25 protein-coding genes are annotated in these 24,366 nt (G+C 46.7%); 21 read left to right on the top strand and 4 right to left on the bottom strand.

From position 1 onward, the window contains the following. The first annotated feature begins 180 nt into the window (after positions 1–180). Positions 181–1,092, top strand: a complete 912-nt coding sequence (locus ACKU41_RS05100) for an ABC transporter substrate binding protein (RefSeq protein WP_319780324.1) — start codon at positions 181–183, stop codon at positions 1,090–1,092. Positions 1,093–1,094: 2 nt separating this feature from the next. Here ACKU41_RS05100 and ACKU41_RS05095 read toward each other — a convergent pair whose 3' ends face one another. Then, positions 1,095–2,642 carry an FAD-dependent protein gene (locus ACKU41_RS05095; RefSeq protein ID WP_321404450.1) on the bottom strand — a complete coding sequence of 516 codons (1,548 nt, stop codon included), beginning with the start codon at positions 2,640–2,642 and terminating at the stop codon, positions 1,095–1,097. 209 nt (positions 2,643–2,851) lie between these two features. Between ACKU41_RS05095 and ACKU41_RS05090 the strand changes: the two genes are divergently transcribed. From ACKU41_RS05090 to ACKU41_RS05075, 4 genes are all read left to right on the top strand, one after another. Then, positions 2,852–3,469 (top strand): flavodoxin family protein, encoded by a 618-nt coding sequence (locus ACKU41_RS05090; RefSeq protein ID WP_321404449.1) that lies wholly within the window; start codon positions 2,852–2,854, stop codon positions 3,467–3,469. A gap of 318 nt (positions 3,470–3,787) precedes the next feature. Next, a complete protein-coding gene (locus ACKU41_RS05085) occupies positions 3,788–4,003 on the top strand; it encodes a hypothetical protein (protein ID WP_319780321.1) in 216 nt (71 codons plus the stop codon). 218 nt (positions 4,004–4,221) lie between these two features. Then, positions 4,222–5,400 carry an MFS transporter gene (locus tag ACKU41_RS05080; RefSeq protein ID WP_319780319.1) on the top strand — a complete coding sequence of 393 codons (1,179 nt, stop codon included), beginning with the start codon at positions 4,222–4,224 and terminating at the stop codon, positions 5,398–5,400. A 237-nt stretch (positions 5,401–5,637) separates the two neighbouring features. Next, a complete protein-coding gene (locus tag ACKU41_RS05075) occupies positions 5,638–5,769 on the top strand; it encodes a hypothetical protein (RefSeq protein ID WP_321404447.1) in 132 nt (43 codons plus the stop codon). A 77-nt stretch (positions 5,770–5,846) separates the two neighbouring features. Here the strand turns inward: ACKU41_RS05075 and ACKU41_RS05070 are convergent, their stop codons facing one another. Next, on the bottom strand, positions 5,847–8,255 hold the full coding sequence (locus tag ACKU41_RS05070; RefSeq protein ID WP_321404446.1) for an acetate--CoA ligase family protein: 2,409 nt from the start codon (positions 8,253–8,255) through the stop codon (positions 5,847–5,849). A gap of 261 nt (positions 8,256–8,516) precedes the next feature. Between ACKU41_RS05070 and ACKU41_RS05065 the strand changes: the two genes are divergently transcribed. The 5 genes from ACKU41_RS05065 to ACKU41_RS05045 all read left to right on the top strand — a co-directional run bounded on the left by ACKU41_RS05065 (position 8,517) and on the right by ACKU41_RS05045 (position 11,294). Then, entirely contained in the window at positions 8,517–8,852 is a 336-nt protein-coding gene (locus ACKU41_RS05065; RefSeq protein ID WP_321404445.1) for a hypothetical protein, read from the top strand. Beyond that, a complete protein-coding gene (locus ACKU41_RS05060) occupies positions 8,849–9,481 on the top strand; it encodes an endoprotease (protein ID WP_321404444.1) in 633 nt (210 codons plus the stop codon). Before ACKU41_RS05065 ends, ACKU41_RS05060 begins: the two co-directional genes overlap by 4 nt. A gap of 198 nt (positions 9,482–9,679) precedes the next feature. Continuing rightward, positions 9,680–10,648 carry a major capsid protein gene (locus tag ACKU41_RS05055; protein WP_321404443.1) on the top strand — a complete coding sequence of 323 codons (969 nt, stop codon included), beginning with the start codon at positions 9,680–9,682 and terminating at the stop codon, positions 10,646–10,648. A gap of 48 nt (positions 10,649–10,696) precedes the next feature. After that, positions 10,697–11,089 (top strand): Bbp16 family capsid cement protein, encoded by a 393-nt coding sequence (locus tag ACKU41_RS05050; protein ID WP_321404442.1) that lies wholly within the window; start codon positions 10,697–10,699, stop codon positions 11,087–11,089. 13 nt (positions 11,090–11,102) lie between these two features. Next, positions 11,103–11,294, top strand: coding sequence for a hypothetical protein (locus ACKU41_RS05045; RefSeq protein ID WP_319780308.1), 192 nt, complete (start codon positions 11,103–11,105; stop codon positions 11,292–11,294). Positions 11,295–11,358: 64 nt separating this feature from the next. Here the strand turns inward: ACKU41_RS05045 and ACKU41_RS05040 are convergent, their stop codons facing one another. Further along, a complete protein-coding gene (locus ACKU41_RS05040) occupies positions 11,359–12,267 on the bottom strand; it encodes a universal stress protein (RefSeq protein WP_321404441.1) in 909 nt (302 codons plus the stop codon). A 288-nt stretch (positions 12,268–12,555) separates the two neighbouring features. Between ACKU41_RS05040 and ACKU41_RS05035 the strand changes: the two genes are divergently transcribed. The 7 genes from ACKU41_RS05035 to ACKU41_RS05005 all read left to right on the top strand — a co-directional run bounded on the left by ACKU41_RS05035 (position 12,556) and on the right by ACKU41_RS05005 (position 19,737). Continuing rightward, entirely contained in the window at positions 12,556–13,149 is a 594-nt protein-coding gene (locus ACKU41_RS05035; RefSeq protein ID WP_319780306.1) for a hypothetical protein, read from the top strand. A gap of 2 nt (positions 13,150–13,151) precedes the next feature. Beyond that, positions 13,152–15,248 carry a hypothetical protein gene (locus ACKU41_RS05030; RefSeq protein WP_321404440.1) on the top strand — a complete coding sequence of 699 codons (2,097 nt, stop codon included), beginning with the start codon at positions 13,152–13,154 and terminating at the stop codon, positions 15,246–15,248. After that, on the top strand, positions 15,245–15,718 hold the full coding sequence (locus tag ACKU41_RS05025; RefSeq protein ID WP_321404439.1) for a hypothetical protein: 474 nt from the start codon (positions 15,245–15,247) through the stop codon (positions 15,716–15,718). Before ACKU41_RS05030 ends, ACKU41_RS05025 begins: the two co-directional genes overlap by 4 nt. Positions 15,719–15,742: 24 nt before the next feature. Continuing rightward, positions 15,743–16,567, top strand: coding sequence for a hypothetical protein (locus tag ACKU41_RS05020; RefSeq protein ID WP_321404438.1), 825 nt, complete (start codon positions 15,743–15,745; stop codon positions 16,565–16,567). A gap of 113 nt (positions 16,568–16,680) precedes the next feature. Continuing rightward, positions 16,681–17,637 carry a hypothetical protein gene (locus ACKU41_RS05015; RefSeq protein ID WP_321404436.1) on the top strand — a complete coding sequence of 319 codons (957 nt, stop codon included), beginning with the start codon at positions 16,681–16,683 and terminating at the stop codon, positions 17,635–17,637. Continuing rightward, a complete protein-coding gene (locus ACKU41_RS05010) occupies positions 17,624–19,513 on the top strand; it encodes a LamG-like jellyroll fold domain-containing protein (RefSeq protein WP_321404434.1) in 1,890 nt (629 codons plus the stop codon). The genes ACKU41_RS05015 and ACKU41_RS05010 overlap by 14 nt, the downstream gene beginning before the upstream one ends. Further along, positions 19,513–19,737: a hypothetical protein gene (locus ACKU41_RS05005; protein WP_321404432.1), complete on the top strand. Its 225-nt coding sequence runs from the start codon at positions 19,513–19,515 to the stop codon at positions 19,735–19,737. Before ACKU41_RS05010 ends, ACKU41_RS05005 begins: the two co-directional genes overlap by 1 nt. 44 nt (positions 19,738–19,781) lie before the next feature. Here ACKU41_RS05005 and ACKU41_RS05000 read toward each other — a convergent pair whose 3' ends face one another. After that, entirely contained in the window at positions 19,782–20,768 is a 987-nt protein-coding gene (locus tag ACKU41_RS05000; protein ID WP_321404431.1) for a DUF3089 domain-containing protein, read from the bottom strand. A 223-nt stretch (positions 20,769–20,991) separates the two neighbouring features. Between ACKU41_RS05000 and ACKU41_RS04995 the strand changes: the two genes are divergently transcribed. The 4 genes from ACKU41_RS04995 (at position 20,992) to ACKU41_RS04980 (ending at position 24,304) form a co-directional block, all read left to right on the top strand. Continuing rightward, complete coding sequence (locus ACKU41_RS04995) at positions 20,992–22,167, top strand: 8-amino-7-oxononanoate synthase (protein WP_321404430.1); 1,176 nt, start codon at positions 20,992–20,994, stop codon at positions 22,165–22,167. Beyond that, on the top strand, positions 22,167–22,766 hold the full coding sequence (locus tag ACKU41_RS04990) for a hypothetical protein (protein ID WP_321404429.1): 600 nt from the start codon (positions 22,167–22,169) through the stop codon (positions 22,764–22,766). The genes ACKU41_RS04995 and ACKU41_RS04990 overlap by 1 nt, the downstream gene beginning before the upstream one ends. A 7-nt stretch (positions 22,767–22,773) precedes the next feature. Next, positions 22,774–23,523: a methyltransferase domain-containing protein gene (locus tag ACKU41_RS04985; protein WP_321404427.1), complete on the top strand. Its 750-nt coding sequence runs from the start codon at positions 22,774–22,776 to the stop codon at positions 23,521–23,523. A gap of 100 nt (positions 23,524–23,623) precedes the next feature. Then, positions 23,624–24,304, top strand: a complete 681-nt coding sequence (locus tag ACKU41_RS04980; RefSeq protein ID WP_319780291.1) for a CBS and ACT domain-containing protein — start codon at positions 23,624–23,626, stop codon at positions 24,302–24,304. Positions 24,305–24,366: the final 62 nt, after the last annotated feature.

Below are 24,366 nucleotides of genomic sequence, written 5' to 3'. Positions count from 1 at the left end.
CTAATGGTTATGAGGTTGTACAGAAATTTAAGACTGTGCTATAATTTATTCATGAATGTAATTAAATCCGCATATATGACTTGTAAGGGGCTACCGTTCCCTAAGGTTTTGACGTCTTTTATTCTGATTTTGATGCTGCTTTTTGTCTCAGCTCCTGCCCGTGCTTTGGATAAAAAGATTATGGTAATTAACAGTTACAATAAAGGTTTCAACTGGGTGGAGGGGCACAATGGTGTTTTGAGGCGGGGGCTTGCCGGTCAAGTGGATTTTTCGTTTTACTATCTTGATTATAAGAGACTTAGTAAAAAGGATTGCGATTTGCGGGTTGCAGAGGTCAGATCGGCTGTGGACCGGGAAAAACCTGATCTGGTTGTTGTAACCGATGATTACGCGCTTAAAACATTCGGCCAGTTCCTAGTGGACCGGGGTATTCCTGTTGTCTTTTTGGGTATAAATGGAAATGCCCGCGGATACGTGGACAACATCCATAAAATTACCGGGGTGTTTGAGCGTCCACTTGTAAAACGTTCTGTAGCTTATTTGGCTGAGATAATCGGACCGGGAAAATATATTGTGCTCATGGATGACAGCCTGAGTGCCAGGGTCTTTGTGCGTGAGTCTCTGCATGGACAGATGAATCTTGCAGTGGCCGGAGCGCGGGCCCGGATTAAGCTGGTCAAAAATTTCAATGACTGGAAAGAAATGGTCAAAAATGCCCGAAAGGATGGTTATTCCTGTATTCTTGTTGGAACCTACCATGTCTTTCGGGATGATCAGGGACGGCATATTTCCAGTATAGATGTAATTAAATGGACTTCTCGGCATGCTCCGGTTCCGGTGTTCGGACTCTGGGATTTATCAGTCGGGAAAGGTATGGCTATTGGCGGGTATGTGGTCTCGGGAGTCGCACAGGGCCGTGAAGCTCTTAAAATAGTGAAGAAGGTCTTAGCCGGGGAGAAGGTTGAAAATATTCAACCTGTCATCGGTAAGAACGGGGTGTTGTTGTTCAGCTCTCCCGAGATGAAACGCTGGAATATTTCTCTCCCTCAATCTTTGACTTCCAAAGGTTTTCTGATCAAAATAATCCGCTGATTTTATTTTATCATCCGGGCTGCGGCAAGTGCACATTTCTCACCGTCCATGGCAGCGGAGATGATTCCGCCTGCATACCCGGCTCCTTCTCCGCAGGGGAAAAAACCTTTAATCTGCTCATGCTCTAATGTCTCGCGGTTGCGCGGGATGCGTACCGGTGAACTGGTGCGTGATTCCACTGCCAGCACTTTGGCTTCATTTGAGTCAAAACCTTTGAATTTTTGAGATAAAGTTTTGAGTCCACTACGCAAGGCTTCCGATTGAATGAAGGGCAGCAGTTCGTGTACCGGAGCAGAATAGCTGCCGGGTATGTAGGATGTCTTGGGGATGGATTTTGAAATTTTACCGGCAATGAAGTCACAGACTCGCTGGGCCGGGGCCTGCTGGGTTTTACCATCACCTGCGTTAAACATCTTTTTTTCCGCTGTAGCTTGATACTCCAAAGCGCAGAGTGGATTCTCCGGATCGCTTAAATCCTCAAGTTTTACTTCTGCCACTAGTCCGGCATTGGCGAAAGGTGCATTGCGAGCGGCAAGGCTCATTCCATTCAGAACAAGTTCTCCCGGTGCAGTGGAGGCCGGGACAATATACCCGCCCGGACACATGCAGAATGAGAAGACTCCGCGCCCCATAGCCTGAGTTGAAATTCGGTAGCTTGCTGCGGGCAGGTTCTCATGGCGCGGTGACTGGTGATAGAAAATTTTATCGATCAGCGGTTGCGGGTGCTCTATACGCACTCCCAAAGCAAACGGTTTGGCCTCGATTTTAATTTCCTGATTATTCAGGGCGTAGAAAATATCCCGTGCGGAATGCCCGGTGGCGAGGATTACTGCATCTGCCTTGATCGCATTACCTGCGGCAACAACGCCTTTCATACAGTTTCCCTCGAGTATGAAGGAGTCTACACGTGTGTTGAAATGAATTTCTCCGCCGCAGGAAAGAATGTCGTCACGCATCCTGCTTACTATTCGAGGTAATACATTTGAGCCAAGGTGCGGGTGGGCGTCAATGCGTATATCGCCCGGAGCGCCGTTTGCGATCAGCAGGTCAAGGATACGGCCGACGTTGCCGCGTTTGGTGGCACGGGTGTATAGTTTCCCGTCTGAATAAGTTCCGGCTCCGCCTTCTCCGAAGCAGTAGTTGGAGTCCGGGTTTATAAGTCCTTCAGTATATATTTTTTTGAGGTCCTTACGGCGCTCGTTTACAGTGCGGCCCCGTTCGATGATGATCGGTTTGATGCCATGTTCCAACAGGGTCAGTGCTGCAAAGTATCCGGCCGGTCCAGCCCCGGCAATGATAACCTGTCTGCCGCTAAGGGGCAGGGGAGTGAAGATGGATTTTTGCGGCTCTACGGTTTCCGGATCACCGATGGCTACCTGAAGCACATAATGAGGTTTGCGGGAACGGGCATCAATTGAGCGGCGCAGCACACGGGTTGAAATATTTTCGTCGTCCGGCAATCCGGAAGCCTTCAAAGCTTCTTTGCGGATTGCACCGGGATTCTCAATTTGTCCGGGATTGATTTTAATCTGTATTTCTATCTGTTTCATTGCTGCGTCCTTATTAAGTATAAAAGTCAGCCTACGTGTACTTACTGGCCTACTAAAGTCAATGTAAAAATTGTATGTCTTTTCGCAGTTTGCCTTTCATACTTTCGGTTGATTTTACTTTTCGCAGGTTTGGCTATCATTCTTCTTATCTGTTCGGAACAAAGTATATCTGTATTAACAAATTTTGACCTAAATGAGAGGAAGATAAAATGAAAGTTACTGTTGTTAACGGAAGTGCCCGCAAAAAAGGAAACTCGCATAGCCTTGTAGCTGCACTCTGTGAGGGCTTTGCAGAAGACACAGAGGTCGTAAGTTACGAATTACAAGAACTAAAAGGTTCAGGGTGCATCGGATGTATGTCCTGCAAGGGGAAAACTGAGCGTTGTGCTATTGAGGATGGGCTTACTCCGGTTTATGACGATATGCATGAAAGTGATGTGCTTGTTATCGCTAGTCCGGTCTATTTTGGCGATGTAAGTGGTCAGGCCAAAATTTTTATTGATCGTCTTTACCATATTTTTACCCCTGATTTTCATGATGGTTTAAATCTTGAGCCAGGTTCTGTGGAACGTCGTCGTTTCAGCCGTCTGAAGGATGGAGTAAAGGTTGTGTTCATGACAAGCCAAGGTGCAATCAATGAAGATTTGTATGCCGATATACAGGATCGTTATCCTCTCTTTTTTAAATATCTCGGATTTTCTGAAATTCACACCATTCGTGAATTTGGTGATCCCGGTACATATCCAGATCAGCATCGTATGGAAGAAGCCTTGGAACAGGCCCGTAAGCTTGGCAGGCAATTGAGTAGCGAAGGTATAAAGGGATAGAACCTGATTGTTGGCAGAAGCACTCTGAAGACAGGCTGTCAGAGTGCTTCTTTTTGATATTATTTCATTATTTCTGTATATTAGTTTTTGTTAAAAAAAGAACAAAAGACTTTTTATTTTAAGCCGGCACAGTACAATGTGGCGGCTTTTTGCGTTTAAAATAAGAATTGATGATTATTTAAAAATAAAAATATAGCGATTGTGAAAAATGTCGTAAAATTACTTTAAATGTGAAAAAAATAATTAACTTAAAACTGTTGACGATGGTCTTTTTGAGTGTATGCTTATTTCAGAACCTTCAAGAAAAGGAGTCTGGAAGTGGCTTTAGAAATGTATTTCGCGCTTGGTCTAGTTTTTTTTGTTTCTGTGAACGCAGTAGCCAAAGCAGAACAGTATGTCGAAAATAACGTTTCAATTAAATCAAAAAGAATTGATAGTGTAGTTAAGCTTGTTAAAGATAATTTTGATAGATTTTATCATTACGATCATGAGTTTTACTGTTTCTTCAAAAAAGATGCATTTGAGTTAAGCTGATTTGATCTAAAATAGTATTGTTTTGGACCCAAAAACCCCGCTCCGGTACCGGAGCGGGGTTTTTGGCGTTAAATGGGTTGGTCTATGCGGTAATCCGGTGTTTTGATAATGTAGCAATGCTGAATTTCGGGGTTTTGGTTTTAGTTCCTTGACAGCGAAATAATTTCGGTTCTACCTTTCGAAGCGGTATAGTGATAATTCTTGTAATAGGATCGATTATGAATAATATCATTAAAATTCAACTTGCAGTTTTTGCTCTAGTTTCGGCCTCATTTACCAATATCTACCTTCCACAACCTGTTTTGCCCATATTACAGTCGGAATTTCAAATCAGTCCTGTACAGGCTTCCTTTGCGGTTTCTTTTGTAATTTTGGGGATTGTACTGTCAAACCTGTTTTTCGGGTACTTGTCGGATAGGTATCCTGTTAAACCTATAATTGTTGCCGGTGGTGTTTTTGTTGCTGCCGGTGGTTTTATCTGTGCATCGACCGATAGTTATGCAATTCTGGTCGGAGCAAGGCTTGTGCAGGGTCTTTTCATTCCGGCTTTGACTACCAGTATTGCTGCATGGCTGGCCCGAACACTCCCGGCCAAAAGGTTGAGCGTGGTCATGGGAGCCTATGTTTCTGCCACAATTCTAGGCGGGCTGGGCGGAAGGCTGCTCGGTGGATGGATTCATCCTCCATTGCACTGGCGATATGCGTTCAGTACGGCTTCGGTGCTGATTCTGGTAACAACTTTAATGGCGGTACTTATCCTGCCCTCCAGTGGTAAAGAGGAAATTGCCGCCGCACGCTCCAGCAACGGTAAAGAGACCTATGCTTCTCTGCTTAAACGTAAAGAGTTACTTCTGGTTTATGCATGCGGAGCTGGGAGTCTGCTTATTTTTTCACCTGTTTTCAATTACCTGCCATACAGACTTTCACATCCACCTTTCGACCTTGCCACTGAGACAATTACCCTTGTTTATCTGGTTTATGTTCTCGGTATTTTTCTGGGACCTCTTTCCGGTAGACTCTGCGGCCGCCTTGGAGGGGGACTGATTTTGATCTGTAGTTCTATTCTTCTTGGGGTTTCGCTTTTTCTGCTTCTATTACCGTCAATTACAGCTGTAGTTGTGGGATTGTCAGGAGTCTGTGCCGGTTTTTTTACTCTGCATACAGTGGCGGTTGTCCTGTTAAACCGTAAATTGACCTGCAGTCATGGTAAGGCCAACGCCTTGTATGTTTTATGTTACTATAGTGGAGGATGGCTGGGCCTTACCGGTGCCGGGTTTGCATATGAATGTTCTGGCTGGAATGGGGTGATCTTCTTTTTGTCCTGTTTTTTGATAATACCGCTCAGTGTCGGGTTAATCGAGCGAAGGGCTGAAAAGAGGGCTGAGTTTAAGGTATGATTTTTTGGGGGGGATGTTATTTTGATAAAAACTGAATCTGTATTCAGTTTTGTTGTTCGCATGATTAAGGGATTTTATCCATTAGAAGTGGATGACTATATAAATGTGAAAAAAAGAATTAAACGAATCTCATTGACGATGTGTTTTTTCTGCGTACACTGAAACTTAAGTTATTAAAAGAAATCAAAAATGATTTCTTGATTGTACTTTTAAGTTGCAGGAGTTGTTTTTATGTTTATGTGCTGGTTGTGTGGAATAGCAAGGTTTATTGAAGACGCTTTTTTTGCTAATGCTGAAAAGGCTTGCGTTGTTGTTGAAAAGACCAGTCGTGAAGATAAACTATCCTGTCGCTACAACGATAAGTATTAAAGTGTTTAAATAGTAGGTCCTCCTTCAAGTGCAGGCCGTGGTTCGACAGAACCACGGCCCTTCTTTTTACATTTGCACTAGTCACAGCCGTGAGTCAGACGGATCACTTCTGCATGCATGCGTGCTTTGGAGTACAGGGCAATAGCTGCTACCGCACGGTCGCAGACCGGAAAAACAGGCACCCCGTTGGCAAGCAGCATATCGCGCAGGGGTTCGTAGAGTCTTCCTCCGTCAACAACTGCCAACAGCGGTTTATCACTGTTTTCAACGATTTTTATGAGCTGGTTTCCCAGAGAGTTTTCATCGTCCATTGAGAAAGCTGGGATTGATGAATCTGCCAGCGTATGCATGGACGGGGAAAGCGGGTCCAGTCCGATTACAATTGAATCTACTGCCGGGTCTTTTACCAGAATTCCAGCCATTTTTGCGTGAACCATGTCGTTTGACCCCGGAGTCAGGTCCAGCGGATTCTGAATGGTAACCAGTGTACTCAATTTTTGGGATATGAGAATCTCATCAATTGCCGCGATTGAATCATCACTGAATTTTGCCAGTTCTATGTCATAGTCATCTGACTGGATGGAATCGGCCATGCCTACGGCTTCGAAGCCGGCTCCGCTCACAGCGGCAAGTCTGTCACCGCAGATGGTTTTGCCGCTGAGTTTTTCAGCCAGCATGAACAGGTCTTGAAATTCCTGAAATGTGCGGGCCACAATTGCCCCGGCCTGCTGTACACAGCTTTCGCAGACCATGTAATCCCCGGCCAGTGAGGCGGTGTGACCGCTGGTGGCGCTTTTTCCTTCAGGAGTACGTCCGGCTTTGTAAAAGACTACTTCCTTGCCGTTCATCACTGCCTGCCGAACGGCCCGGCAGAATTCCAATCCGTCGAGGTCGTTGAATCCTTCGGCATAAACCGCGATTACATCCACTTCCGGAGAATTTTTAAAGTAATGGACCATATCCCCTAATGTCAGATCGGTCTGGTTACCCATGGAAATCATATAGGCCGGGTTCAGCTCCGGGCATTGGCTGGTCCGGAAAACCATAAAAGCCCCGCTTTGACTGATTAACGCTGCCCGCTGATGTCCTGCGTTGCGGTTTTTGGGAAGTTTTTCTTCGGGGATGAACCATGTATCGTATCCGCCGGGGCGGGAGACAACACCCATGCAATTGGCACCGATAAAAACCGGTCCGCCGTCTTCTTCTGCATGCTTTTCATTGATAGTGTTTATTATCTGTTCAGCCCTTTCCTTGCTTTCCTCGGTTTCGCCCATGCCGCCGGGAATGAGCATCACGCTTTTGGCGGAGTCCAGTTTAATAATCTGGTCTACCAGATCCGGAACGTGCTGGGCTGCGATAGCCACTACGAACAGGTCCAGCTTGTGATTCAAGGAGTCAAGGTTGGGAACACAGCGTACACCGTTAACCGTATCACAGCCTTCGCTGACTATGACCACATCTTCTTTGGAAAATCCTTCTGCCAGCACATTATCTAAAATAATACGTCCGAAATTGCGTCTGGTGGAGGATACACCGATGATGCCTATTTTCTTGGGGTGGAGCAGGTTGTGGATTTTTTGAACCGGGCGTCCCTGCGGTTTTTGTCCTGTTTTGGAAAAGCGGCACATGCCGTCAAGTGGAACCATAAGGTATTCAGTAAAGGCAAAGGGGTTGATTTCCAATTCGTCAATTACGAATCCGCTATCCTTGTCTGAAGGGGAAAAATATTTGCCCATCTCGATGAATGAATCAAAGCATTCGATAAGCTGTTCATCTGTGACGATGCGGCGTTGACCCCGTGTCAATCCGGCCAGCTTTTTGTAGGAGATGGTATTTTTAAAAAGCTGGAAGAAGGATTGACCATCGACCATATACACTGATGCGGCAACAATAGCCTGTCCTTTACGGAATCTTTCAGCGTAGAGTTCTGTATCTGTTCCGCCTAGCCCGGCACTGATAATAGTCCCGAATTCACGGGTCCGGCGTAAGCCTACAATCAGTTCGTTGCCGAAAGAATCTGAATCCGGTGGCATGAACTGGACCTGCAGCACCCCTTTCAGATCCCTGCTGATGGCCTTGACCAGTGCTTCGCCGTGCAGTCCTTTGTATTCTTTGGGACTGTGGTCCGGATTGCGTTCAATGTATGCGGCGTAATTTTCCGGGACCTCATACATCATTCCGCGTACTGCGGAGCGAATCTTGGATGGTTCTTTTTTGACGATGCGTACTCCGCCGACCTCTGTTTTGTGGATGATGGTCGGGGAGACGATTTTCAGCACTGTTTTTTCGCCCGGTATGGAGATCAATTCTTCGTCTGAAAAACGAGCTCCCCGCGGCAGCAGGTTGGCAGCCGGAGGAGTTTCCGCACCGGAATTGGCCAACAGGTTATATACTTCATATTCGTATAAATAGTCGCGCCCTTCATTGTCAGCATTGCAGAACAGGTCACTTATCGCTTTAAAGCTGATTTCATTTTCAATAAACATATATACTCGCTTGGATATGATTAATTCCTTAACGGTCTATGCCACATCTATATTGAAAGGCACAAGACAGTTATGGATATGAAAGTATTTTTTTTGATAGTTAACTGCTTTAAACAATTAGGTATTCAAAGATATATCCCAAACTTTTTTTGAAAAAAAGAACAGGGCGGACCTGAGTCTCCTGATTCAGGTCCGCCCTGAGACATATTATGCATTTTGAAGGGGGCGGCAGAGCCCAAAAACAAAGGAGGTCGGCATTAAATGACAACTGATTCCGGGTTTCTGGAGGATGAACAGCTCGAGGCAGAGAAAGAGCGTGAAGAGCAACGCAGAGTCAATGATCAGTTTTTAACTGATATACGGAAAACATTCGGTTCCGCGCATGGTAAAAGGGTTTTTACCTTTCTGCTGGAGCAGGGCGGTGTTAATGCGGTTCTTTTTTCCAGAGAGAGCGACATCTACCGCAACGTGGCTGTTCATGATTTTGTAAACGAAAATGTACTTGGCCCGGTGATCACCGCGGATGAGGAAATTTATCTTTCCATCATCCGCGAACGGGCTGAAAAATTGAGAAAGGTAGAGGAGGAACGTAAATGATTGATTTTCCGGTGGAGGATGAGCAGCAACCGGATCATTATTCCCCGCAGGCAAAGATGGAAGATGTGGCTGAACCAGTTCTCGGTGGAGATACTCTGGAGGAAGAAGAGGCTGAAGACCTGTCCGGTCACATAGTGGAAGAAGCCGATCAATTGACCGACAATCCGGTTCCCGGTGCACCGGAAGCGTATGAACTGGATTACGGCGTGCCGGACGGGATTGACCCGCATGTTGACCGTCAGTTCCGGGAGTTTGCACACGAGAACGGTGTCAGCGGTGAAATGGCTCAGAGGCTGGTGGATTTTCATAATTCCCTTGAAGCGGCCCGTTATCAGGAACATCAAAACCAGACCGGGGAATGGGAACGGCAGACCCGTGCTCTTCCCGGTTGGCACGGCAACAATTACCGTAAAAATATGGGGGTAGCCAACAAAGCCCTGCAGGCTTTCGCTTCCCCGGCTCTTGCAAAAATGATCCGGGAGTCAGGGTATTCCTGCCACCCGGAAGTGGTTAGAACCTTTTACAATGTTGGCAGGCGTCTAACTGAAGATTCCTATGTGGACAGTAACAGGAATACCGGACGCCAGAAGACGATTGGTGAGATTCTGTATCCCAATCAGCCGATTTAAAGTTATTACGGTTTGTTAATTACATTGTGAAGCAGAATAAAAGTTTTTGGGATTCTTAAGACCTTTTTTCAAAAGGTCTTAAGCCGCCGGAGACGAAGTCTCATAAATAAAGCGCATAGCGCAACAAATATAGAACGCTTAAAGCGTCATTTAAACAAGAGCTCCCAAGAGGGCCGAATCTCGTAAGGAGAATTAATTATGGCAACTCTTGGAATGAACGCACTTACTCTTGCAGACTGGGGCGGACGCCTTGATCCCAACGGAGATGTAGCTAAAGTTACTGAAGTTCTGACCCACAGCAACGAAATTCTTGATGACGCCGCATGGGTTGAAGGAAACCTGCCCACCGGTCACCGCACCACCGTGCGCACCGACCTGCCTACCGTGAGCTGGCGTAAGCTCAACTACGGCATCAAGCCCAGTAAATCCCGTACCAAGCAGATCGATGACACTTGCGGCATGCTCGAATCCTATGCGGAGATGGATAAGGCCCTTTCCGATCTCAATGGGCATTCATCCAATTTCCGGACTTCCGAGGAACGTGCTTTCCTTGAAGCAATGAACAAGGAATTCGCCGATACCTTTGTATATGGAGATACTGCGCTTGAGCCAGAAAAATTCCTCGGCCTTGCTCCGCGTTTCAATTCTCTTGATCATAAAAACGTCATTAACTTCGGCGGCAGCGGTAACAATTGCACTTCTATCTGGATTGTTTGCTGGTCCGACCAGACTGTGCACTTTACCTTTCCCAAAGGCAGTTCCAACGGCCTGAGTCATAAGGATCTTGGCGAAGTAACCCTCGAAGACGGTAACGGCGGCAAGTATCAGGGGCTGCGCACTCATTACAAGTGGACTCCCGGCCTTGTTGTACGCGACTGGCGTTATGTAGTGCGCATCGCTTCCATTGACCCCGAGAACCTCGGTTCAAATTCCTTGCGCCATGCGCTGATTGAGGGGCTGAATATGATCCCCAATACCAACATGGGCAGAACTGCTATCTATTGCAACCAGACAGTAAAAACCCTGCTCGATATTGAAGCGTCTGACAAAAACAATGTCATGCTCAAGACCGAGAACTGGGAAGGCAAACCCGTAACCACCTTCTGGGGATGTCCGGTCCGTCGCGTGGATTCTATTCTGAATACCGAGGCCGCTGTTACTGCGTAATTATAGTCTTGAGGCTATCTGTTAATCTTAAATAAAAGGATAAGTATTATGTATCTTGATAAAGAACTTTGTTTTTGTGAGGAGCAGGCTGTTACTGCAAGTGCGGTTTCCCAGAATGTTCTCAATGCCGGTGAGGATTGCGGTTCCGGCGGTAGTGTGAAGCTTAAGGTGCTGGTGGATGGTGAGGACTTTGCTACTTTGACGAGCCTGCGTGTGGGGGTGCAGGCTTCTGAAGCTGAAGATTTTGCGCTCTTTGATACTCTTTTCGAATCCGGCTCAATTCCTGTTGCGGAACTCAAGCAGGGATACAGCTTTCCGCTGCCTTCATTGCCGGGACAGCATAAGGCTTTTTTGAGGCTGTCCTTTACTGTTACCGGGAGCAACGCCACAGCCGGCAAACTTAGCGGCTACCTGATCATGGATGATCAGACTAATATTTAAGGCTGGTGAAGAAATGAAATACGTATGCAAAAAAGATTGTTATGTGAGGAATCCGCAGGGCAGGCTGCAGCTTTTCAAGGCAGGTATGAGCGTTGATTATGCTGCCGGAACTAAAGTGGCAGAGCATTTTGAGCCTGTGGACGGAGTTAAAACCAAGCCGGAAGTAAAAAAGACTGTTCAGGGCAGGAAAATGAATGATAAGTAGTTAGCGCTCCGCATAACAACCCCCCGGTCCGTAAGGACCGGGGGGCAATTTTTGTTGGGTGGAATTATTTTACCGGGGAGACGAATCCGGCCGGTTTGATGGCCAGCAGTGATTCCGTGAGCGATCCGGCAACTTTTTCAGCTGTATTGCCGATTAGCAACCCGGCTATACCGGAGCGGGCCACGCTACCCATGACAACTATATCCATCTTTTTTTCCAGTGCGTATTCCGGGATTAGTGTGCCGGGGTCACCGTGCATGATTACTTTACGTGGTTTTTTCTGAAATGGAGCAGACTCAAAAAGTTCATTGAAAGCTTCTTCGCTGCTGTTTTTTTCGTAATCAAGATATTTTTCCACTTCCGATTCAGAAAAATAGGGATTGTCCGTGACACCTTCAAGGTATCCTTTCCAACAGTGCATGACATGGAGTTTACCGCCGAGGATACGGTTCAGTTCTGCTGCATGTGCGAGGATGTTACGGTTCAGGGCCTCGTTGCCCGGTGAATTGTCAAATGGACCGACTGCGGCAAGAATCCTTACCGCGCCGCGCCAAAGGTGACCATGATGAATCCATACCGGACAGGGGCATTTTCGCAGTAAGTGCATGGCCGTGCTGTCCGGTGTTTTATCATGATTAGCCGGTGGGCAGATGACCAGATCGAATTTTTCTTCGTTGACCGCTTTTATGCATTCAATGAAACCTTTGCCCCAGCGGATCGAGAAATTTATACGGCTTTGTTCGATATCCTCTTTGTCCAGAGCTGTCTGCATGTTGGCGTTATGACCGTCAATAATATATTTTTGCAGGTTTTTACCTTGAGTGTTGAAGTAGTCCAGCACGTTTTTTTTGGGAGTTTTAAAAACATGAAGAACTGTAAGTTCTGCACCGCTTTTGTCTGCAAAATCCAGAGCATGTTTAATCAGGGGAGAGTCTATATCCGTACCAAGGAACAGTAAGATTTTTTTTATCATGTTATCCTCTTTGATTTTAAAAACGGTGCGGACCTCAGCCATAATGGAGGAGGACATTTACTATACTTTAACAGGTAACATTTATAAAAAACAGGGGGGTGAATTATAATTTTGTTGATGGAAGAAGGACCTAAGTTTGATCGTTTTTAAGCAGAGTTGAAGTTTTTTAGCTTCCTTAATTGCCGTGGCGGACCTGAGTCTGGTTACTCAGGTCCGCCCTTATATTTATCCTGACAATGAAAAAGAGAACGAAATGAATCGTATCTTTAAAACATATCAGGAGAAATTATGGCTGTTTCGGAAGTAAAGATTTGCAACCTCGCCCTGAGGAAACTTGGGGCGAGACTTATTGAATCTTTGAGCGACAGTTCGCAGGAGGCTGTAACTTGTAATCTTTTTTATGATCAGGTTCGTGATGCGGTACTGCGTGAACATCCATGGAACTTTGCGGCATCGCGCATAAGGCTTGCCAAGCTGGCTGATCTTCCGGCCTTTGGTTACGCGCACCAATATCAATTGCCTTCGGATTGCCTGCATCTGCGTCAGTTGGATACGCCGAATGATGATTTTGTGGTCGAAGGCGACAAAATCCTTACAGACCGTGACGGGGCGTCAGCGGTTTATACCATGAAAGTGACCAATCCGGTCCTTTTTGACCCCTCCTTTGTAATGGCTTTCGCGGCTCGTCTGGCTGCGGAAATGGCTGATGATATAACCGGATCAACGACCAGAGCCCGTGAAATGTGGACTTTGTATCTCAATGCAATGCAGTCTGCCCGGTTGGCAGACTCTGCTGAAGGGCGCGAGGATAATATCCTCAATGATCCATGGCTGGAAGCAAGGGGCATCCATGGCATGGATTCCCCGGTTTGGAGGGCGTAGAGATGTCCGTATCCCTTATTATGACCAACTTCAGCGCTGGAGAACTCTCTCCGCGACTGGGCGGCAGGGTAGACCTTGCCAAGTACGCTAACGGGCTGGCGGAGTTGGAGAATATGTTTACCCACCCACACGGCGGAGCATCCCGCCGGACCGGTTTCCGTTTCATTCGTGAAGTTCTGGGGCGTAACCGGCTTCCGGAAACAAGTTTTGATTCCGCATCGGGTTGGACTTTGGGTGACGGCTGGGCCGTGGCATCCTCAAGAGCGACCTGTGACGGCAGCCAGACAGAACAGTCTGTTTTGAGCCGGGATTTAAAGCTGGTTGAGGACCGTATCTATGAGATCAGTTTTACAATTTCCGATTACAATTCCGGAGGAGTGTGCGTCAGTACCGGTAGTGGAAGTGTCAGTGAATTCGTCTTTGCTGACGGTAGTTATGCGTTTCGTTCAAGAGCTGATGAAAGCGGTCTGTTGTCCATTATCGCAGATGCGGATTTTTCAGGGGCGGTTGAGGCTGTACAGGTACGGGAAATTAATCCTGCAACTCGTCTGATCCCTTTTGAATTCTCTACCGAGCAGGCATACGTGTTGGAGTTCACTGACCATAATGTGCGCATTTATAAAAATGGCGGAATTGTGGTCGACGAACAGGGCCATCCGGTGGAGGTGGAGATCCCTTACACGGAAAATGACTTGCCTGGACTTCGTTTTACCCAGTCTGCGGATGTAATGTATCTGACCCATCCGGAAATTCAACCCTACAAGCTTTCCCGGACTTCCCATGTTGATTGGCAGATGGCACCGGTTTCCTTTACCTCTCCACCTGAAGAATGGAACAGCGAAAAGGGATTTCCTTCATGTGTGACCTTTTTTGAAGAACGGCTTTGTTTTGCGGCCAGCCCTGCGAATCCTCAAACCGTCTGGATGAGCAAGGCCGGTTCATACGAGGATTTTGGGGTTTCCTCCCCGGTGGTGGACGATGATGCCTGTACCTATACGCTTTCAGCGGATCAGGTGAACGCCATACGTTGGATGGTCAGTTCCAAGAAACTCATTATGGGTACTTCCGGTGGAGAATGGTGGCTTTCCGGCGGCAGCAGCGCAGATACCGTAACTCCCAATTCGGTAATGGTCCGCCGTGAAACCACCCACGGTTCTGCGGCAATTTCCCCGGTCATTGTGGGCGGAGTCATGGTTTTTCTCCAGCGTGAGGGGCGCACTATCCGTGAGCTTTCCTACTCATTCGAAGCAGACGGCTACGTAGCACCGGATTTGACCATACTTGCTGAACACCTGACCCGATCAAATTCCATTACTGAATGGGCTTACCAGCAGTCTCCTGATTCCATCATCTGGATGGTACGTGATGACGGGGCCATGATTGGTCTTACATATCAGCGGGAGCATGAAGTTGTGGGTTTTCACCGTCATTCAACGGACGGAAAATTCCGTTCGGTATGCGCTATCCCCGGCCCGACTCAGGATGAGGTCTGGACTGTGGTGGAGCGGGAAGTCGCCGGAACCGTCCGCAAATATGTGGAGCGTATGGAAAACCAGTTTGGCGGTGAAGGCTCGAGGGATGCATTCTTTGTGGATTCCGGGTTGAGTTATGATCAGGGGGTAGAGGATACGGTTTTTACCGGACTTGAACATCTGGAGGGTAAGACCGTTTCTGTGCTGGCGGATGGAGCCGTACGTCCGGACGTTTTGGTTAAAGATGGAACAATAACCCTTGCCGCACCTGCAAAGGTCGTCCATGCCGGACTTCCTTATGTTTCCAATATGAAAACCCTGCGCATTGAGGGCGGGGCCATGCATGGAGGTACTGCTCAAGGGCGAAAGAAACGTATTTCCCATGTCATTGTGCGTTTGTTCCAGTCTTTAGGGTTGCAGGTGGGGTACGACGGGGAACATCTTGAGCGTGCCCCTTTCCGTACTTCCGCAGATAAAGTCGGCGGCGCACCTGCTCTTTACACCGGAGATTATGAAGTCAAATTCAACAGGGGATATGATCGAGACGGGCAGATTTATATTAGGCAGGATCAACCTCTGCCTTTGTCCGTATTGGCTTTGATTCCTGAAGTTTCGGTATACTCATGAGCATATTAAAAAAAAACTCGGTCCTCAAATTGGGAATTCCTACGTTTGAAGATGTAGATTTTTTGGCTGCCAATATACGTGAAAGTGACCGTCAGGATCTTGAAGGTCTGCATGCAGGAAAGTCCCTGCGTGATATTATTCTGACCGATGTTGAATATTCAAGACTGGTTTATGGTCTGTACCGGGATGGCCGGATTCAGGGTATTTTCGGGATCATTCCTATTGCTCAGGGAATAGGAAGTCCCTGGGTTGTCGGTTCTGCAGAGGTTGATGAAGCACCGTTGGCCCATGCAAGGGCTTCCAAAAGATTGCTGGATATGCTGCAGCGGACATTCCCTGTGATAGAGACATGGATTTGTGCCCGGAACAGCAAGAGTGTGAGCTGGCATAAGTGGTGCGGTTTTGAATTTTATAAAGAAAAGATCCGGCTGGGAAGGGATGAATATTATCATGCTCTGCGTAAGGTGTGAAAACAGGAAATGGAGGTGAGTTAGATGGCAACAGGAATAACTTCAATGTTTTATAGCGGTGTTTTCAGTGCTGCTATGGGGGCGGCATCAAGAGGAATATCCGGTCAGAATATTACTGCCGGAAATATCGGAATGGACGCTCTTGGCGGAGCTGTCGGTGGCGGTTTAGGTTCCATGCTCGGTGGTGCCGGTGGCGGACTTTCAAGTCTGTCCAGCACTGTCGGATCATCTGGAACTGCGGGGTCAACATCGGGTGATTCCGGTAGTGCGGGCAGCAGCATGCTTGGGGGAAGCGATGGAGGAATGAATTATTTAGGCTTGATGACCCAGTTCGGGCAGTCCGCGTTAAGCTCAAGTCAGGATCGCAGCGAGGTTGAATACAATTCACAGCTGACTGAGATGAATAATTACCATCTGATGCAGCAGGGCATATACAATCGCAGTGTCAGTTATAAAGAGGCGCAGCTTATAAAGCAGGATGCGGAAATCAAGCTGGCTACTTTGCGCCGGGAATTATACCGCCGCAATCATTCCGTATCCGGGTACAAGGGTGTGCGTCTTGATTCCGGTTCCATAGTTGATGTCCGGGAAGACACTGTCCGTCAGGCTGCTTATGATGCCGAGATTGTGAAATATCAGGCTGAGGTTAATTCCAACAGAATGATTGAACGTGGCGACATGTCAGTCTGGTCCGCGCATAGTAATTCCATATTGAATTATAATAGAACACAGGAGGAAACCAATGCGGGAAATGCCGCAATTAATTCCGGGTTGATTTCGCAAGGCACGAAGATCGCCGGGTCCATGTTGAGTTCCAATATGGGGGGTATTGGTTCGTTTAAATCATAATTGTTTTTTCAGCAGGGCGGACCTGAGTAGGGTTACTCAGGTCCGCCCTTTTTTTTAAACTTTGAAAATAAGGAAGGTAATTTAGTGGTTTAAAACATCAACAGGAGAAAATTATGACATTGGTTTCAAGTGGCAGCACCATAACTTTTGCAGGGGATGGTGTACAAAATCTTTTTGATTTTAATTTTCGTATTTTTAAGACAGAGGACCTTTGCGCGGTTGTGCGTAACAACGAAGGGCAGGAAAGAAGCCTCGTCTCCGGAAGTGATTTCAAGATTATTTCCAGCATGGATTCGGAATCCGGCGGCAGGGTTCAATACCCCGTTTCCGGAGAACCTTTGCCTCCCGGAGAGAGCATTACTTTTTATCGCGATATTCCCTACACACAGGAACTGGAGCTTGTTGATAACGATCCTTTTTCCGCCCAACTTCTCAATGAGGCATTTGATCGTGGTGTGATGCGTGACCAGCAGTTGCAGGAACAGGTGGACCGAGCCGTAAAATATGACATTTCGACCCCTGAAGAAGATCGTCTATCGCCTCAGGAGTTGATGCGGACTATTTCAGATGCAAGAGATCTGGCTGTGGAAGCTCATGCCGGAGCTGTTGAGGCGGAAGAAACTGTCCTTAGCTTAGTCTCGGAAGCACACGAGATTCAAACTGAGGTTGAAGGAGCCCGCGACATGGCTCTCACTGCACAATCAGCAGCTGAAGAGGCAAGAGATTCCGCAATAAGAATTGCTGTGGGTGATATAACGGCACTGCGAAGTGCTGTTCCGGTTCTGTTCGGCCCTTCTGAGGCTGCGGAGGGGACAACTGTTTCACTAACCATCTCTGACCATATTGAAGATGGGCTGACTTCCTACGAACTGAACACCTTCGATTTCGGAACTGCATCAATTTCCGGTAATATTATTAGTTGGGTATTGGGAACAACAGGCATGGATATATCAAAAAGTATCGAGGTGGTCAGAAGGCGCAGGGGGGAATTATATTCGGATACAGCAGTTCATCAACTACAGGTAAAATATGTTCCCTGTGCAGGACGGCCCGACAATGGCCTTTGCTGATTCTTCCGCAGGCTATCCCGGTGCTACTGTTGATGCAGACGGCGTACATACCCCGGCCCATTCAGTCGGTGCGGATAATACGAATCAGGTTGTTAGCGCAATCCCTGAAATTCTGGTTGTCAACGGCAAACTGGTTTTGCTGGACGGCACAACCGAATCCATTCTGAAATTGGCAATACTCCTTGCTTCCGGAGATGTGATTATTACGGATCAGGGAGAGTGTGTTGTTGCAAGTGTCACTGATGATTCTGTAGATGCGTCAACAACTCTTGACATCTTTGGTGATGGGTCGTGTGTATCTTGTGTTTCATTTAATGGGAATGTAAATGATCTTGGATCATACGATGATTATACATTTGATGTTTCCTCTGGGTATACAACTGGTAAGTTTGGACAAGCTCTGAATCCACCAGCAGCCAATAACGAAGCTCTTGTATCTGGCACCAACGCTATACCTCTTGGCGAAGAATTTACATTATCTATCTGGCTGAAAAGGGATGCTACAAAAACCAGTTGGTTTTTTTCCGCGGAGTCTGGTGATGATTACCAAACGCCAATTGTAAATAAAAACTATGGCGTGTACAGAGCAGATGCATCAACTCTCCACTACATGATACAAGGTGGTGGGGTAATGGGGTCTTTTGAGGATCCAGAAACAGAATGGTACCATTGTATTTGGGAATCCTCGACTGCTGGGTCAAATTTTTATCTCAATGGCGAGAAAAAGAATGCAAGCCCCCACCCCCACACTGACGTAAATGTTCTGTATTCTATTTATCAACTAGGGACAACACAAGCTACACCAATGGATCAGTTTCGTGTTTTTAATCGTATTTTGACTGCGGAAGAGAAGACTCGTCTGTATACTGAAACGAATCCAGTTTATACCACAACTCTTGTAGAAGCTCTCCCAGATATCCCTACAAAGGCAGTCAAACAGCCTGACCTTGCACTCAAGGTAGGCGCAGGCGTAACCGGAGAGTATCTGGGTCAGGAAATCCCGTTGGTTTGGGGGGCAGGATCGACTACCTCCGAGCTGAAATTCGATTCCACCACTTCCCTTGTGAATAACCTTTTCGTGCTGGAAGGCGTACATAACAACATTGAAATTGATGGAGTTGACCACAAAATCAGTGGTGTAAATGAGGTTGATAACAGTACCCCAGCGTTAGCGGGAACGTGGGAGGAAACTGTATCAAGCGCAAGGAACATCGGTTCTGTGTCGGGGTTACATTTAGGTGTAAAATTTGTTGCTGAATTTAATCTTCTCGAGAGCGTGCTGTTTGATACGTTAGCAGGTAACGATTACGTTCTTGTAGGACAACTTTATACTGATGTTGATGGAAGCCCCGGAAGTCTAATTGCGGAAACGTCAAGTGTAACGCTTGATGGCTCGGATCAATATCAATTCGCGTGGGAAACCGCACAAGAACTGACGGTGGGTGCCTCTTATTGGATAGTACTGGAACATCAATCAGGAACAGGTAACCCGGCTTTTACTACCGTTTCGGACGTTACTGGTGTTGGTTCCACCAGAGGGGATACAATATCTAATTTTACCGATGATCAGGTCAGCGGTGCAGGGGAAGACTGGTGGTTCAAGCTGAGCGGGTCGCAGTCTGAATACATAACGACCGCAACCCTTGAAAACCCGCTTACGTCCGCACCTGCCGGAACTGAGATTGTAAAAATTCCTGACCGCTGCAATTTAACCCCTGCCAGTTATACCCAAGCATTGGACGGGGAAGACCTCAAAATAACCGGGGCAGAAATTGAGTTGGAGGATAACCCGAATCTCAAGCGGCTGGCTATGTCCGTCAGCGGTGAAGGGGGTATATTTAAATCCGGTAAAATTTATACCAAGGAGAAACTGTAGTGAGTGACGTTATACATAAAGTCGAAGAACAGGTAGGAGTGTCCATCCACCGTGAGATTCCGGGAAAGCGCAGCCATGAGGATTTTGACGTCAGCCAGATGAGTGCTGAAACCCGTGCCGCTTTCTGCAGAGTCTGCCAGGATGGTGGAGCAACACCAGAGGATTACAGGCATGTTTTTGAGTCCATTCTGGGGCGGATCGTGGTTGGGGAGATTTTAAAATAAAAATAAGGGGTTGGTGCTTGTGAGCATCAACCCCTTTTCTTGTCTTATTTATGTGCTTCTAGGTAAGCAGCACAGCGTTGCTTCACATTTTCTTTTATATTGTAAAAGAAAAAATCATAATCGTAGCGATGGTATACTTCTTTCCCCAGAGACATATTCAGTTGGTCCAGCACTACTTGGTTGGGAGTCGGAATTTCCAGTGCTCCGTCATCATTAATACGGGCTGCAGTGAAGTTTTTGATCAGCAGTTTCTTATTCGGATTGAGGAAGATTTTGGCCTTGATGTTCATTGAGGCCGGAAATTCTTTTGTTTCAGTGTTCCATGAGAGTGGGTTGACACAACGCGCTCCTTTCTTAACCGTAGGGGATATCCCGCCGGGACCGACGGTATTCCACGTGATCAGACAACCTGTCTGGTCAGGTTTTTCGCTCAGCTTGAGTCCGAGGTCGGCAATATCTTTGTCTGTAAATGTCCAGCCGGGCATGTAAGCGGCAACAAGTTTGCTTTTGTTCATCAGCTTTGGTGCCTTACGCATCAGAGTCAGCAGCACGTATGATCCCTGACTATGACTTGCTAAAATAAAAGGTCGCCCATTGTTCAGGTTGTTGAGATAGTATTTAAATGCGGCTTCAATATCGGAAACAGGTGTTTTCAGATAATCTTGCAGGTTCTGGTCATCCTTTTGCAATACTTCGATATTCATTTGCCTGTATCGTGGAGCAAAAATATTGCATGAGTCGGCAAAAGCAGCGGTGATCCACTGCACAGTGTCCCTGTCTGTGATTTGATTAAGTTTTTGATTGTCGAGATCGGCAATTAAGTGGCCGTTCGACGGTGGGCCGTAGGTGGTTGGATGTACGAAAAAGACATCAATTTTATGAGTGATATTTTCGGTTTTGATGGACCATGATTTGTCGAGAGAATAGTCCGGTTCAGCGGGAAGCTGGTGAGTATTTTTGAGGTTGCAGGCACAAAAAAAGAATGCCATCCCTAATGTAAGGATAGAGAGTGTTAATTTGTTATGTCTCATGGGGACTCCGGTTTTGGTTTAGCCTGTAATAGCTGATAGAATTGTAATAATTGTAACGCAGCCATGTTATATTTCCTGATGTAAATTACAATAAATATGGGCGCATATCCATAAATTTTTCTTCATTTTAAAATCATGGTTGCTATTCTGGCTCATGAGCTTTACTTTTTCCGTTCACAATTAAAATTTTCCATTTATCTAATGACCGCCGGATTTTGTTTTTATGACTCCTAAAAGTTTTTATCGCCGTATTGAGGGCGAACTCGCTGATCTTGAAAAGGCTTCCCTGTTCAGGGATATCCCTGATGTCGATTACGGCTCTGCAAGGGAACTTGTTTTTAGGGGCAGGAATCTGCTTAATCTTGCATCCAACGACTACCTCGGGCTTGCGAATGATGAACGACTAAAGATCGCCGCAGTTGGAGCTGTTGAACAATACGGGTGCGGCTCAGCTGCGTCCCGGCTGGTGACCGGCAATTTCCGTTTGTACGATGAGTTGGAATGTGAGTTGGCAGAGTTCAAGGAACAGGAAGCTTCCATGCTTTTTACTTCCGGTTATGCAGCCAATTTGGCTATAATGGACAGTTTTGCCGGGCGCCGTACAATTGTTTTTTCTGACAAATTGAACCATGCCAGCATATTGGATGGTATCAGGCTTTCCGGGGCTCGGCATGTACGGTACCGTCATAATGATATTGCCCATCTGAAGAAGCGGATGGAATCCGCAAAAGATGTTGATTCCAGAATCCTGGTCACGGATACTATTTTCAGTATGGATGGGGATCTTGCCCGTTTGGAAGAGATTGCTGACCTGTGCGATTTTTACGATACCATGCTGGTGGTCGATGAAGCTCATGCCGAAGGGGTTTTCGGGTCCGGCAGGGGCATTTCCCACGAGCGAAATATTGCTGACCGTGTGGATCTGCATATGGGGGCTTTTTCAAAAGGTTTCGGATCTCTCGGCGGTGCTGTGTCCGGACGTAAGGACCTGATTTCCTACCTGCGTAACAAAGGACGGTCTTTTGTTTTCAGTACGGCCCTTTCTCCGGCGGTGATAGGAGCCAACCTTGCTGCCTTACGGCTGATTGCAAGTGATTCCTCACGGGGCGAAAGGCTTTTGGTAATGAGCCGGGAATTGAAAACGTATTTAGAATCTTTGGGCTTTAATTGCGGAGATTCTGCGAGTCAGATTATTCCGGTCATTCTGGGTGACAATGAGAAAGTTCTCGCCGCCCGTGAAAAAATTATTGGGGAAGGGGTGTACACAGCGGCAATTCGTCCTCCAACTGTACCGGATGGTACTGCCCGGCTGCGAATTTCCTTGCGGGCAGATTTAACTGATGATGATTTGCAAAAGATTAAGACCGCATTTGCTAAATTGAAGACGGATCTGACATAATGAAGATTGTTTTTGTCGGGGGGTGGGCTTCGTCCCCGAATCAGTATCCGCAACTGTCGGAATCGGCTCGTTTTTTAGTGCCCTTTACCGGGTTTGAACCTGTTGATCTTCCGGGTCAGATTGCACAGGGCGGTGAAGTTCTGGTCGGCTGGTCAACAGGAGCACATATGCTGCTCAAGGATTGCCGCCATTTATTTGAAAGTTATGAAAGAGTTATCTTGATCGCACCTTTTTTATCGTTTACGGATTCTTTCCCTGAACGGTTGGTCCGGAGGATGATTTCCGGCATGAAAACCGATCCTGCCGGAGTGGTCAGTTCTTTTCATGAAAACTGTGGCGAGACAGATCCTCCTGACTATAATCCCGCTGATTATGCGTCCCTTGTTTCCGGACTAGAGTACCTCATCTTTTCAAAAATTGAGATTCCGGAAAAAGTATCCTGCCCGAATCTGACCATTGTGCACGGCGTAAAGGATCGCATTGTCCGCCGCAAGGCTTTGGATAAAGTTGCAGAAGTAGTTGAGTCTGCCAGATTCATTGAAGCAGGCAGCGGGCATAAAATTTCCGAAACTGAATTGATGGGTATCATCAGGGAATAGTGATTAAGTGAAAAAGAGAATTCGCCAATGTTTCGGCAAAGCCGCTTCCAGCTATAGTGAGGCTGCTTCTGTGCAGCGTATTGTTGCAGGTAATTGTGCCGGGCTTTGTCCACAGGGGGATTATAACCGCGTTCTGGATATCGGTTCCGGGGTGGGCTTTCTTCATGAGGAACTGCAGAAGCGCATCACTTATGGCTGTTATGTTTCGCTGGATCTGGTCAGCCCAATGCTGCTCGAACAGAAAGGCGCGGGCGCGCTACTTGTTTCGGCGGATGGTGAAGAGCTGCCTTTTTCGGAAGGTTGTTTTGATCTGCTGGTAAGTTCCTCGGCCATGCAGTGGTATGGTGAATCTCAAAAGTCAATTCCGCAAAGTTTTTGTGTTTTGAAATCCGGTGGAAGATTTGCCATTGCGATTTTTGCGGAAGGTACTCTTCGCGAATTGGCTGAAATCAGTGCCAGAACCGGATTCGGTTCAGTCAAGAAATTGCGTTCCTGTTCTTTTTATGAAGATGTTTTTAACAATATTCCAGGACTCAAGGTGAATTACGCACGTGAGGAGCATGAGGTGTTCTTCCCTTCCGTAAAGCACTTCCTGAAAAAACATAAACAGACCGGTGCCGTGGCCTCTAGTGTGGATATTTCCTGGGGCAAGAATAAATATCGCCGGTTTGTTGAAGAATATGAAAAATTATACAGTGGAGGATCAGGCATAAAAGCAAGTTATAAGGTTTTCTTTGCCTATGGTGAGAAATTGTAATTGTCCATTATCTGAAGAACGGCAGTTTCCATTTGACTTTTTTGCTGATCAATTAGAATTCTTTTGAAGATTAATGATGTTGAGATTTAGGAGTTGAGAAATGTTAGTAGGGGATTGGATGACAGAAGGTGTGCTGACCATTCAGCCTGGAGCACCCATATTTGACGCTATGGTAATGATGCGTGATGCCGGAATCAGACAAATCCCGGTTATCGAGGCTTCCGGATTGGTAGCCGGCATTGTTTCCGACAGGGATATACGTGATGCCATGCCTTCAAAATTCCTTCCGGGTGATAGTGCCGCAGGAAACGGAGAAGGGTTGATGAGCCTGAAAGTCAAGGATATAATGACTCATGACCCGTATATCGTTTCTCCGGACACCTGTATGGAGGTTGCGGCTGAGATTCTTCTGGAAAAAAAAATCGGAGGCCTTCCTGTTGTTGATGAGTTCGGACTTGTTGGAATAGTAACCGAAGTTGATGTTTATCGTTTCCTGACCACAGTGACCGGTGTCAGCAAGGGTAGTTCCCAGTTTGCTTTTGTGCTGGACGATACCGCTTCCGCTCTTGAGGAATTACTCAATGATCTCTGGGCCAGAGGAGTAAGGCTTTCTACTGTTTTTACTTCTTACGAGGGAGTGAAGCAGGGTGCGCGCCGTGTTTTTATTTGGGTTCAGAAACTTGATGACGAAACAGTGGAATCTTTGGTTCTTCACCTTAAGAAAACTTATGATCTCAGATACCATGTTCATCGGGGTGAGACGTACAAAAGTGAATTTTAATGATTTAAATCAATAAAAAAAGCAATGCCGCATCTGGAATTAATCCGGTGCGGCATTTTTTT

It is taken from the genome of Maridesulfovibrio sp. (assembly GCF_963678865.1).
Taxonomy (GTDB): Bacteria; Desulfobacterota; Desulfovibrionia; order Desulfovibrionales; family Desulfovibrionaceae; genus Maridesulfovibrio.
The sequence above is the reverse complement of the archived record's forward strand: the minus strand, read 5'-3'. Positions and strand labels throughout refer to the sequence as shown.